The sequence below is a fragment of the Mesorhizobium sp. M5C.F.Ca.IN.020.32.2.1 genome (assembly GCF_004023105.1).
Classification (GTDB): domain Bacteria; phylum Pseudomonadota; class Alphaproteobacteria; order Rhizobiales; family Rhizobiaceae; genus Mesorhizobium; species Mesorhizobium wenxiniae.
On sequence record NZ_RZSX01000078.1, the window covers coordinates 1 to 12460 of the forward strand.

Consider the following 12460-nt stretch of genomic DNA (forward strand, 5'->3'; position numbering starts at 1 on the left):
TTTCATGGTTGATCCGCCGATTCACTCTATCGTGCGCAATCCAATTGGACTTCCAATTCTGCGATGCGCACGATAGAGTGAATCGGCGGATCAACCATGAAACAAGCGACGCGGGCCATCGCTCGTGCGTCCCTTTGCGATAGGACCGATTTTGACGGGACGCGATACCTGCCATGCGGATCGGTGCTCGGGAGCCAGGGCTGCTTTCTTTGCTTGCGGTCTTTCGACGATCCTGGCGTTCGGCCTTGCCTCGTCGCAGGCCAACGCCGCCGAACCGCGCTGGCCTGCCGGCCCGTACAGCTATATCACCGTCGATCAGTCGGTGGCCGACGCGCTGGTCGAGCTAGGCCGCAACATGCGGACGCCCATGCGTATCAGCAAACTCGTCAAGGGGCGTTTAAGCGCCGGCATGCCGGTTGGAACGGCCCGCGAGTTTCTGGAAGAGATCTGCAATCGATATGGGTTGGTCTGGCATTTCGACGGTATCGTCATGAACGTCGCGACCGAAGCTGAAGTCCGGACGGAAATGATCCCGCTTGATGCCAATATGGCTGCCAGTGCGGAAGATCGGCTTTCGCGGCTGGGGGTCATCGACCCGAAGTTTCCTATAAAGGTGTCCAAGCAAGACGATGTTGTCTCGGTATCGGGGCCGCCGTCCTACGTTGAACTTGTCAGGAAAACGCTGGGAGTTCCTGCGGCGCCGAGCACGAAGCAGGATGATGGCAAAGTTGTTCCGGTCCGCGTTTTCCGCGGAAGGCAGGCGGAGGCGCAGAATGTTCCCTCCGGCAAACCGAACTAAGGAAGCAGGAGGGCAGGTTCATGCAAATCGCGCCGATTGGAGCCCTGGAAGCTACACTGGCAAACTTGACCACCAGCATAGCTTCGCAGCAGCAGATCACCGCCGGCACGGCAGCGCAGCCGGGTAACCGAATGGTGGGTGCCAATCAGGAAAAGCACGATGCCGCAAAGGTTACGATGCCTGAACGCGGTGATGTCGCTACACGGGCAGGCCAGCAGGTGGCGCAGGCATCTTCAGGAGCCAGTCCTGCAATGGCCGGACAATCCTCCAAACTGGAAAGGACCGAACCGGTCGCCGAACACAAGCTGTTCGACTATCTGGCCGAGGTGGAAAAGGCAGGGGGCGGGGCGTTTGAGGATCCGTCGGCATTGTTCGGTTCTGCGGTTCAGTCGCTGGAAGGAACCATGCAGCAGGTCCAGAAGGCCATTGGCCAGGCAAATGTCCCAGCGAATGCTGAAACGGCCGCCATGCAGGACGGCGCCGGCAAGGCCGCCCCATCAGCCAAGGAAGGCGAAAACGCCACCGCAAAAAATGCTGAGCAACTCCTCGAACGATCCATTTCGGTGATGTGGGCAGCCGCCAATCTCGAGGTGGTCACGAGCAGCGTGACGGCCGTTACGTCGTCCGCCAGCACGCTTATCAAGCAACAGTGAGCGCTACGGAGTGTTCGTGCACACACTATCCTTGCAGCGGCGGTCAACACTATTGAATCGATGCGGCGTCCGGTGCCGCGTCGCGCTCGTTGTGGCAGCCATGCTTGTGCTCCAGGCGTGCTCGGTTGAGCTGTATTCCGACCTCAACCAGCGGCAGGCCAACGAGATCGTGGCCACGCTGATGCGTCACGGGATTCCGGCCCAACGCGAGGCCGGCAAGGACGGCAAAATGACGGTTTCCGTACAGAAGGACCGTTTCGCCGAAGCCATGGCGATTCTCGACGAAAGCGGATTGCCCAAACAGGAATTCCAGACGCTCGGCGACGTGTTCAAGAGAGACGGGCTTGTATCCTCGCCGGTCGAAGAGCGGGCAACGATGATCTACGGCTTGAGCCAGGAGCTTTCGCAGACGATCTCGGATATCGACGGCGTAATTTCCGCTCGCGTTCATCTCGTATTGCCGGAAAACGATCCCCTAAGACAGCGACTGGTGCCATCGTCAGCTTCCGTCTTCATTCGGCATCGCGCGTCCGTCGCGATGAATGAGCTGATCCCGCAGGTCAAGATGTTGGTGGCAAGGGGTATCGCCGGGCTGACCTATGACAATGTATCCGTCACGCTCATTCCGGTGACCCCGACGGTCCCTGAGCAAGGCATCGGCGAGGCAGGTTTCACAACATTCCTCGGCCTCTGGCTGCATCCCGACAGCGTCGCCGCCGCGATGTGGCTGTTTTACGGCATGACGGCGGCCATACTCGCGCTGGCTGCCCGGCTAGCCTACGTCCAATGGTATAGACGGCCCGGTGTCTATGCGCTCGATGCTTCGACAATGCCTGTGAAGAAGACATGATCCAGGCCGGCTCGAAGCAGACTGCCAGCCCGGAATGGCGGGCATTCATGTCCAATCCCGCAGGCTATGCTGATGCGGCCCGGCTAGCGGAATGCTTTGACGGCACGATCGGCGAGGCTGCCTGCGAGCGCATGTTGCGGTCGCAACGCCTGCATGAGCGATTATCGCAGCTTCTGCTCGACCATTATGGACTCACTTGCGCAATTTCCGACGAGCCCCCCAACGCGGTGGATCGGGCGATCGCTTTGTCGTCGGGTGAGGAGTTGGAGGAAGTTGCGCTTCGTGCCGGCGCGATCTACTGGGCCGGCAGTCTGGTCACCGCCATCAATAAACGCCAAGCCGCCGCATTGCAGGCAGCACTCGGCCCGGAAATCTGCGCTTTCGCAGTCGCCAACCGCGATCTGACCGGTCCAATGCAGCCGTTGGAGCCGATGGAAGATATTCATCGTCGTGTCTATGCCGACGGCTTGCGTTGCCTTGGCGCCTGGTGTCAGGCGATGCCCGGCGACACGAGCATGCGAGTTCGCCTCAAGCTGATGCCGCATGAGCTTGTTGACCAGACGACGGCCAAACCATTTTCGGAAGCTGGTCCGGCGATTGTTCGACGGGCGATGAGTTAGACGAGATGGGCGAACCGGGCAAAGCGACCACTGGTGTGCCGAGGCGCCCTAAAGGCCGGATCCTGCGCGCTGCCGAGGCACGCGCCTGGCGAGATGGGCACGCCTTTCTCGACGAAGCCAGGCGTGCTGCGCAGCAGTTGCGTGACGCCGCGCGGCGAGCCTATGCGGCCGAATATGCGCAGGGCTACGAAGACGGTAAGGCGCAAGGCGGCGCGGATGCCGCGCGTTTGGTGAGCGAGACCGCGGTCAAGGTAGATCGCTATCTTGGTGGGCTGGAAGCCGAAATCATCGATCTAGCCCTCGATGTCGTCAGGCGAGTGCTGGGAGAATTCGACGTCAGCATGCTTGTCGCCAAGGCGGCCAGGCAGGCGGTCGCTGAAATTCGCCGCGCCAAATATCTGAAGGTCCGACTTCATCCCGCTTCCGTTAACAAAGTTCGCGACGAACTGAACGCGGTCCTGCGCGAGAGTGACTTGGGCATGACGGTCGAGATCGATGCGGATGATACGCTCGCGAGGGGCGCCTGCATCCTCTTGACCGATATTGCCGTCATTGACGCCAGCATCGACGCACAGCTCAGTGCCTTTGCCGCTGCGATTTCATCAAAGGCCGAGGCGCCGACATGACAAGTCCCGCCATCGAGATCGAGAGCCGCCTCGCATCGATCGTTCCGAACCTGCGTTCCGGTCTGCGTGACGATGCCAGCCGACCCAGAAAAGGGCGTGTACGGCGAGCGACCGGCACGGTCATTCATGCGACGGTGGAGGAGGTTCGGATCGGCGAGATATGCGAACTCGTCGATCCCAGGACCGGCACGGCGACCAAGGCGGAAGTCGTCGGGCTCATGGACGACATGGCAATCCTTGTTCCGCTTGGCGATCTCACCGGCCTTTCAAGCCTCACGGAGGTTATTGCGACCGGAAAGACCCAAACGGTTTCCGTCGGGCCCGGCCTGCTTGGTCGGGTGATCAACGCGTTCGGCGAGCCATTGGATGGCAAGCCGCTTTCGCCGGGTGGCATTACCGGCAGCTATCCGGTCAATGCCTATCCGCCATCTCCGCTGGAGCGCAGTCTGATTTCCGAGCCTATCCAGCTCGGGATCCGCGCCCTCGATGGGCTTCTCACCTGCGCGCGGGGGCAGCGCGTCGGCATCTTCGGCGAGCCTGGTGTCGGCAAGTCGATCCTGCTTTCGGATATCGTCAGCGGCACCGACGCAGATGTTGCCGTGGTTGCTCTTGTCGGCGAACGCGGACGTGAAGTGCGCGAATTCGTCGAGCATCAGCTTGGCCCGGACGGGCTGGCGCGGGCAATCATCGTCGTCGCGACGTCCGACCGGCCGGCGATCGAGCGCGTCAAGGCCGCTTATGTGGCGACCAGCATTGCCGAATATTTTCGCGACCAGGGCAAGCATGTATTGCTGGCAATGGACAACATCACGCGGTTTGCCCGTGCGCAGCGCGAGATTGGCCTCGCTTCAGGCGAGCCGCCGACGCGTCGCGGTTTTCCATCTTCGCTTTTTGCAGTTCTGCCCCAATTGCTCGAGCGCTCAGGGCCTGGCCGCGTCGGCTCCATTACAAGCCTTTACAGCGTTCTTCTGGAGGGCGATGGCACGCTGGATCCGGTTGCCGAAGAAATCCAGGCGCTTCTCGACGGGCATGTTTTTCTGTCAAACGAACTTGCGCAGCGCAATCATTTCCCGGCCATCGACGTGCTTCGCAGCCGCAGCCGGCTCATGGACACGGTGGTGCCGGCTGAGCATCGGTCGGACGCCGGCCGCTTGCGGGAGCTGCTCGCCCGCTACGCCGACGTCGAATTGCTGCTGCGCGTCGGTGAATACGAGAAGGGCAGTGATGCGGTGGCGGACGAGGCGGTGGCGAAGATCGACACCATCAACATCTTCCTGCGACAGCCGTCGGCCACATACGAGACCATCGAGAGGACACGCGAACGCATGCAGGGGATTGTCAATGAAAGATCGTGACATGATCGCACGATTGCACGACCTCAGGCGCCGCGGTGAAAAGCGCGCCAACGAAGCGGTCATAAGGAGATATGCGGCTGCGCAGCGGGCCGCCGGGGAGGTTCAGGAGGCAGCCGTCGCGGTCAGGGAGCACCTCCAGCGCACAGCCGACGCCGAGGATGCAGCGTTCGATTCGCTTGTTGGACAACCGGTGAAGGCGGTCAGCCTTTACAGGCTTCAGGGACAGTTCGAGATCGCCGCCAGGCAAACCGAACGGCTCCGGGAAGACGAGAAGATGGCCGGCGTCACCGAGCAACGACGCAAAGCGGAGTTATCGGCAGCCCGCAATGATCATCGCGCGAGCATGAAGGCCCTGACGAAACTGGACGGGCTGCTGGAGTATCTGACCAAACGCACTGCGCGTCGTCGCCTCGCGCTTGCCGAGCTTTCCGAGGAAGACGAGCGCAGTCCACTGCGCTTGCCCACAGAACGATAGTCCAATCCGTCATCGTGAATATGGAAGTGTGATGCCTCAGGCCTTGGCGTCGGCAAAAAAGAAAGCGCGCGCAGAACCGGTGAGACGCACACGCTCGAGCGTTGGCGAGCCGCTGACATTGGAGTCTGTTGCGGCTGTGGAGGTTGAGGCATTGAACGCCTTCTACCGCCGCCGTGCTCCCGCACAGATCTCGGCTGTCGGGAAAACCATGGCGATCGCGGCCGTCTGGCCGGCAACGAAACCTCAGGACCAGCCGCTATGCACGATTTCGTTCACTGCCGGAGGCACGGCGGGCAAATTGCGCCTGCCGCTTTCTGTCGTCGAACGAGGGCTTGCCAAGGCTGACGAGCTAGTCGAAGTGAAACGACTGGCACCCGCTCACGCCGCGCTGCTGATGGAGTCCGTATTCGAAGAAGATCTCGAATGGATCGAGAGCAGGCTGGGCGAGAGGATCGCTATCACCTCGATCGAACCAAGAGACACCGTTTTGGATAAAAGCGCGTTCGCGTTCGTCCTGACCAGCAAGGACGAAACCATAGATTGCGCCTTGCACACCGATGGCGTTGGTCTGGCCGTGCGGGCCGGGGGCTTTCTCGACGAGATCGTGAAAGCGAGGCCATCAATTCCTGCCGAATTCCCGTTGCCGGTCTGCCTTTGGCGCAATGCGCTTACGATCAGCTTTGGCGAGCTTCAAGGTCTGCAGCCCGACGATGTGGTGCTTTTCGATGACGAAGAGGAAGAGGCGGCATTCGTCATTGCCGAGCGGCTTTATGCCCCGGCCATCCTGAGTGCCAATGGGCCGCAACTGCTTGCCGCCCCGACTGCAATCGCTGGATCGAAATGGGAGTGGACCATGAATCAGTACACACCGCCGCACGCCGACCAGACATTGGAAGAGTCAACTCTGGACGAGTTGCCGGTTGCGCTTGCCTTCGAGCTCGGCCGCACGGCAATGCCTCTCGGCGAGGTAAGGCAGCTTGCGCCCGGCGCCATCGTTCCGCTCGCCAATGTGACGAAGGAGACGGTCGACATCATCGCCAACGGCAAACGCGTAGGCCGTGGCGAGATCGTGCGGATTGGGGAGAGCCTGGGCGTGCGGATCGCCCGCATGTTCGACAATGCTTGACAATTCGCCCAACCTGCTTGGGATTCTGATTGCCGTCGGCTTCGTCGGTTTGCTGCCGCTGGCCGTCGTGACCATGACCGGATTCCTGAAAATCTCGGTCGTGCTGTTCCTCATCCGCAATGCGCTCGGGGTCCAGCAGATGCCGCCCAATTTGGTCCTCTACGGCATAGCGCTCGTGCTAACGGTCTATGTCACGACGCCATTGCTGAGCGAGATGACGGGCCGGCTTCAGGAAGGGCAGGTTCAGTTCCAGACTACAGACGACCTCGCCAGGGCGGCGCAACTGGTCAGGGAACCATTACAGCAGCACCTCATCAAATTCACGCAGCCGGAAGAGCGGCAGTTCTTTCTTGACGGAACGAACCGCCTGTGGCCGGAACAGGCACGTCAAAATCTGAAAGACGACGATCTTTCGATACTCGTCCCTGCCTTTGTCGCGTCCGAGCTTACGCGCGCGTTTGAAATCGGCTTTCTGCTCTATCTTCCCTTCCTTATCATCGACATCGTTGTTGCAAACATCCTGATGACGCTCGGCATGATCATGGTCTCGCCGGTCCTCATTTCGATCCCGCTGAAACTGTTCCTTTTCGTCGCCATAGATGGCTGGTCGCGGCTGATGCACGGCCTCATCCTGAGTTACGTCTGACGCCGCTGGGAGGTTTGCATGAGCAATGACTTCATCCTGGCGAAGGTCCAAAGCGCGCTTCTGACAGTGCTGTTCGCGTCGAGCCCGGCGATCATCGCGGCGATGGCCGTCGGCATCCTTGTCGGGCTTGCCCAGGCGCTGACGCAAATTCAGGACCAGTCCCTGCCGCAGACGATTAAGCTCGTCGTGATCCTGCTGGTCATCATCGTCTTCGGCCCGCTGCTTGGCCAGCAGATCGCGGAGCAGGCCTCAACGGCGCTGGACGAATTCCCCGTCGTCACGCGTTGAGGCACGCAGATGCCGGTCGAACCATTCTTCGCGTCGGTCAAAGAGCTTCAGTTCTTTCTTTTGGCCGGAGCTTTCGCGCTCGCACGCATGACCGGGTTCATGCTCCTGATGCCGCTCTTTTCGCGTGTGCCGCTATCAGGCCTTCTGCGCAACGGCGTTGCTCTGGCGCTGGCGGTTCCGGTCTTTCCGATGATCGTGAACACGCTTACAAACACTGACATCGCGACGACGATGATCGTCGTGTACATGCTCAAGGAGGTCGTGGTCGGGGTAACGCTCGGGCTGGCGATGGGCATACCGTTCTGGGCGGCCGAGGCTGCCGGCGATATCCTGGACCTGCAGCGCGGCTCCACGATGGGGACGCTGATCGATCCGATGATGACCCATGAGACGAGTGCCACCGGCACCTTGCTCGCCGTCATCATGGTCACGATCTACCTGGCTGCCGGGGGCCTCGAACTTTCTCTGACCAGCCTCTACGACAGCTATGGCCTTTGGCCGGTCGACCAACTTCTGCCCGTGTTCAGCAAGGATGCAGCCGGCATCTTCCTCGATCTGCTGAACCGCATCCTGATGATGGCATTGACCCTCGTCTTCCCGCTCATCATCAGCATGCTCTTGTCCGACATTGTGCTGGCCTTCTTGGCGCGCGCCTCGCCGCATCTGAATGTTTTTGCGCTTTCGCTGATCGTGAAGACGCTGGTGTTTAGCCTCGTCTTTGTACTCTATTCTGCTTTCCTGCTCTTCTACATGAACCGGGACCTTGGCTTTCTGCATGAGGCAGCCCGACAGATAGAAGCGATCGGCTGCCGCAGCTGTCAATGAGAACGGGAAGGTTTGCGCAAGCGTCGGTCGTAAGATGACGCAATCGTTGGCCGGCCAATAAATACAATTTATCGTTGAGGAAAGATTCTGACAATTTGACAAGCAGCCGAGCCGCCAACGATCTTACGCCCTCCCGACTTGTCTCTGAACGCGCATACCCCCTCGGAAGCCATGGCTCGCCTGACCACTTCACCAATCTTCGAGGACCTGCGACTGGTCGATGCGGATAGGCTGCGCAGGCTTGTCAGAATGGGCGCCTATGAGGGGCATACAGGGGGGCTGGCGCGCGGCAAGCTCCAGGCCAATGTTGTGATTGTCCCCCGCAGCTTTGCCAGCGATTTCCACCAGTTTTGCATCCGCAACCCCAAATCCTGTCCATTGGTCGGCGTGAATCGCGCCGGCAGTCCATTGATCCCGGCGCTGGGCGACATTGACATCCGCACCGATGCCCCCCAGTACAACATCTATCACTTCGGGGAACTGACCCGTCAGAGAACGGACATCATCGACCTTTGGCGAGATGATTTTGCCGCTTTTGCGCTCGGCAGTTCGCTGACCGTCGAAGCCGCACTTGCCGAAAAGGGCGTGAAACTCCGCCGCATCGGCTGCGGCAAAGCCTCACCAAAGTTCCGAACCAGGATCAGGACTTGTCGCGTCGGACCGTTTGGTGGCGAAATGGTCGTCTCGATGCGTCCGATAAGCCATTGCGATGTCGACAGGGTTCGCGCCGTCACCGCACGCTTCCCGCATGCCCACGGCTCTCCCATCCATGTCGGAGAGCCCACGGTCATCGGAATAGCCGACTTGATGGCTCCAGACTGGGGCGAAGCGGTCAAAATCATGGACGGGGAGGTCCCTGTATTCTGGGCTAGCAGCATAACCGCACAAGTTGCACTTACTCGTGCCGAACTCGCGACCTCGATCACGGTATCGCCGGGGCACATGCTGATCACCGATGTGGATGCGCGAGCCGATGCGGGCGCTTTCAAGGTCTATTAGCAGTTCATCTGGGTTCCGGGCCGGCAAATAGTCCCACGGCGTGTTAAGCTTTTGGTAACTCTCCTGAGTCGAAAGCCAAAACGTACTGGCTCCTTTTGCCCTCGATAAATGTTAGGGCTGCATCGAGGCGAGACAAAGGAGAAAAGACCGGGATGGCCACGGTACTGAACGCCAAGGGCGTTCCACTTCCCTACAGCGGATCCTCCGTAAAGTGGTTTTCGGCGACGAATTCCGGCCCAACGCTTTATGGCAGCACGTACAACGACTCGATGTATGGCGACGGCAACGTCACCGTCACAATGCGTGGCGGCAAGGGCGATGACATCTATTATCTGTACTCCTCGAAAAACAAAGCAGTCGAGCTGTCCGGCGAGGGTGTCGACACCATCTCGACCTGGATGAGCTATAAGCTCCCAGCCAATTTCGAGAACCTGACGGTCACGGGCGACAAACGATATGCTTTCGGAAACGAGCTGAATAACATCATTACCGGCGGCTCCGGCCAACAGACGCTCGACGGCTTACGGGGCGATGACGTTTTGAAGGGCGGATCGGGGGCGGATATTTTCGTTGTAAACCCCGGCAACGGCAGTGATCTGATCCTGGACTTTGGCGCGACGGATACCGTTCGCGTCGGGAGCTACGGCTTCACCTCCTTCGAGGAGGTGCGCGCCAACCTGGTGCAGTCGGGAGCGAACGTCCGACTCAATCTGTCCGACAGCGAGTTTCTCGTCTTCGCCAACAAGACCATCGGCGAGTTCACCGCAAGCCAGTTCAAGCTGGCCGTGGACAGGTCGGCTCTGGAACTCACATTTTCGGACGAGTTCGACACGCTGGACCTGTGGAATGGTTCGAGCGGCACTTGGGACTCGAATTTCTGGTGGGGGGCCGCAAACGGCAGCTCGCTCACGAGCAACAAAGAGCTTCAATGGTACATCGACACCGACTACGCCCCGACGAGTTCCGTCAATCCGTTCAGCGTTGAGGACGGTGTTCTCACGATTACCGCCGCCCGGGCTCCTGAGGCGATCCGGCCGGACATAAACAACTACCAATACACGTCAGGTTTGCTGACGACCTACGAATCGTTCGCGCAGACCTACGGCTATTTCGAAATCCGGGCCGACATGCCCGAAAAACACGGGGTATGGCCGGCCTTCTGGCTTCTCCCGGCGGACGGTTCCTGGCCGCCGGAACTGGACGTCGTCGAGATGGTCGGGCAGGATCCGAACAAGCTCATTTTGACAGGCCACTCGAACGCGACGGGGACTCATACAAAAGTGTCCTCTACCGCCTATGTCGCGGATACCGCAGGGTTCCACACATACGGGGTGCTGTGGACAGAAGACGAACTCGTCTGGTATTTCGACGATGTCGAAGTTGCCCGTGCCGCGACGCCTGCCGACATGCACGAGCCAATGTATATGCTGGTCGATCTGGCGGTTGGCGGCATCGCGGGAACGCCTGCCGACGGGCTTGCCACGCCTGCAGAAATGCAGATCGACTACATCCACGCCTATGCGTTGAACGATTGGCTTGTCTAGGCGTAACACCTGACGGGGGGCTCGGCACGGACACGTTCGTCATCAGGCCTGATTTCGGGCGTGGTCATTGCCGCCTGAGACTGAACCGTGACTGATGTGAAGGCGATGTCGCATCCCCATCCATCCGAGCCGCGAACGACCCTCGCAGCGGTTCTGGCTTCCTTCCGGCGAGCCATGGCCGGAATTGCGTTGATGAGCGGCGTCGTCAATGTTCTGGCGCTGACCGGCTCGTTCTTCATGCTGCAGGTCTATGATCGCGTCATACCCGGCCGCAGCGTGCCGACGCTCGTCGGGCTCGCCGTGTTTGCCGGCACGCTTTTCGTCTTTCAGGGCGCTCTTGAGCTCATCCGGTCGCGTTTGCTGGTGCGCATCGGGATGGCGCTGGACGCGCGCTTGAGCCGACAAGTCTACGCCGCCCTCATGCGTTTGCCGTTGCGCACCAAGCTCGCCGGCGACGGCCTTCAATCCTTGCGCGATCTTGATCAGGTGCGTTCGTTTATGTCGAGCGCCGGTCCGACCGCGCTTTTCGACCTGCCCTGGATGCCGCTCTATCTCGCAATCTGCTTCCTGTTCCATTTCTGGATCGGCATGACGGCACTGGCCGGCGTGGTCATTCTCTTCAGCCTGACATTGCTCGCCGAAATTCGCACGAGAGAGCCCGCCAGAAAGGCAAACAGTCAAGCGGCGGCGCGCAATACACTTGCCGAAGCGACACGTCGCAATGTCGAGGTTCTTCAGGCCATGGGCTTTGGATCACGCATCGCCGAGCGCTGGTCAGGGATCAATGCTGACTATCTCGACACCAATGCAACGGCAAGCGACCTTGCTGGGACGCTCGGAACGATCTCGAAGATCCTGCGCATGATGCTGCAATCGGGCATCCTGGCGATCGGCGCTTATCTCGTCATCCATCAGGAAGCGACCGGCGGCATCATGATCGCCAGTTCGATCATGATGAGCCGGGCGCTCGCACCGGTCGAACTGGCTATCGCCCACTGGAGGGGTTTCGTCACCGCCCGTCAGGCCTGGGCGCGGTTGACCCAGCTTTTGGTCCTGCTTCCCGAAACTGCGATAAGTGTCTCGCTGCCTGCGCCGGTATCTGCTCTTTCGGTCGAAAGCATCAGTGTGACGCCGCCGGGGGAGCGTCGTATGGTCGTGCAAGACGCCACCTTTGCATTGGAAAAGGGCGTCGGCCTCGGCATTGTCGGGCCGAGCGCTTCTGGCAAGTCATCACTCGTGCGCGCTATTGCCGGCATATGGCTCCCAGTTCGCGGAACCGTCAGGCTGGATGGCGCAACGCTCGACCAGTGGTCGCCGGAAGAGCTGGGCAACCATGTCGGCTATCTGCCGCAGGATGTGCAACTGTTCGATGGCACCATTGCCGAGAATATCGCGCGCTTCGAACCGCAAGCGCCCTCGGACAAGATACTGTCGGCTGCGCGCGCGGCCGGCGTTCATGATCTCGTCATCCACCTGCCGGAAGGCTACGAGACGCGGATCGGCGAGGCCGGATCGGCGCTTTCGGCGGGCCAGAGACAGCGGGTGGCGCTTGCACGGGCTCTCTACGGCGACCCGTTTCTTGTTATTCTCGACGAGCCTAACTCCAACCTCGATGCGGAAGGCGAGGCCGCGTTGACAGAAGCAATTCAAAGGG

General features: G+C 60.3%; 14 protein-coding genes. All 14 read left to right on the plus strand.

Translation table 11 applies throughout. The features are described 5' to 3' along the window. Window positions 1-151: 151 nt before the first annotated feature. Window positions 152-799, plus strand: a complete 648-nt coding sequence (locus EOA86_RS06225; RefSeq protein ID WP_245497147.1) for a type III secretion protein — start codon at window positions 152-154, stop codon at window positions 797-799. A gap of 20 nt (window positions 800-819) precedes the next feature. Next, window positions 820-1452: a hypothetical protein gene (locus EOA86_RS06230; RefSeq protein ID WP_128341006.1), complete on the plus strand. Its 633-nt coding sequence runs from the start codon at window positions 820-822 to the stop codon at window positions 1450-1452. A 16-nt stretch (window positions 1453-1468) separates the two neighbouring features. Continuing rightward, window positions 1469-2302 (plus strand): type III secretion inner membrane ring lipoprotein SctJ, encoded by an 834-nt coding sequence (gene sctJ, locus EOA86_RS06235; protein ID WP_281035635.1) that lies wholly within the window; start codon window positions 1469-1471, stop codon window positions 2300-2302. After that, complete coding sequence (locus EOA86_RS06240; RefSeq protein ID WP_127211317.1) at window positions 2299-2922, plus strand: SctK family type III secretion system sorting platform protein; 624 nt, start codon at window positions 2299-2301, stop codon at window positions 2920-2922. The genes sctJ and EOA86_RS06240 overlap by 4 nt, the downstream gene beginning before the upstream one ends. Before the next feature lie 5 nt (window positions 2923-2927). Then, a complete protein-coding gene (gene sctL / locus EOA86_RS06245; RefSeq protein ID WP_128341008.1) occupies window positions 2928-3548 on the plus strand; it encodes a type III secretion system stator protein SctL in 621 nt (206 codons plus the stop codon). Next, window positions 3545-4903 (plus strand): FliI/YscN family ATPase, encoded by a 1359-nt coding sequence (locus tag EOA86_RS06250; RefSeq protein WP_128341009.1) that lies wholly within the window; start codon window positions 3545-3547, stop codon window positions 4901-4903. Before sctL ends, EOA86_RS06250 begins: the two co-directional genes overlap by 4 nt. Then, window positions 4890-5378: a hypothetical protein gene (locus EOA86_RS06255; protein ID WP_128341010.1), complete on the plus strand. Its 489-nt coding sequence runs from the start codon at window positions 4890-4892 to the stop codon at window positions 5376-5378. Before EOA86_RS06250 ends, EOA86_RS06255 begins: the two co-directional genes overlap by 14 nt. 208 nt (window positions 5379-5586) lie before the next feature. After that, a complete protein-coding gene (gene sctQ, locus EOA86_RS06260; RefSeq protein WP_206629966.1) occupies window positions 5587-6504 on the plus strand; it encodes a type III secretion system cytoplasmic ring protein SctQ in 918 nt (305 codons plus the stop codon). Next, window positions 6497-7150: a type III secretion system export apparatus subunit SctR gene (sctR, locus tag EOA86_RS06265; RefSeq protein ID WP_065006906.1), complete on the plus strand. Its 654-nt coding sequence runs from the start codon at window positions 6497-6499 to the stop codon at window positions 7148-7150. The genes sctQ and sctR overlap by 8 nt, the downstream gene beginning before the upstream one ends. Before the next feature lie 18 nt (window positions 7151-7168). Then, window positions 7169-7438 (plus strand): flagellar biosynthetic protein FliQ, encoded by a 270-nt coding sequence (locus EOA86_RS06270; RefSeq protein ID WP_065006905.1) that lies wholly within the window; start codon window positions 7169-7171, stop codon window positions 7436-7438. 9 nt (window positions 7439-7447) lie between these two features. Further along, window positions 7448-8263 (plus strand): type III secretion system export apparatus subunit SctT, encoded by an 816-nt coding sequence (sctT, locus tag EOA86_RS06275; RefSeq protein WP_128341012.1) that lies wholly within the window; start codon window positions 7448-7450, stop codon window positions 8261-8263. A gap of 249 nt (window positions 8264-8512) precedes the next feature. Then, window positions 8513-9262 carry a DUF1445 domain-containing protein gene (locus EOA86_RS06280; protein WP_245497148.1) on the plus strand — a complete coding sequence of 250 codons (750 nt, stop codon included), beginning with the start codon at window positions 8513-8515 and terminating at the stop codon, window positions 9260-9262. A 152-nt stretch (window positions 9263-9414) separates the two neighbouring features. After that, window positions 9415-10806, plus strand: coding sequence for a family 16 glycosylhydrolase (locus EOA86_RS06285; protein WP_128341013.1), 1392 nt, complete (start codon window positions 9415-9417; stop codon window positions 10804-10806). Between the two features lie 105 nt (window positions 10807-10911). Then, window positions 10912-12460 (plus strand): type I secretion system permease/ATPase (locus EOA86_RS06290; RefSeq protein WP_164891585.1); only part of this gene is annotated, 1549 nt, incomplete at its 3' end.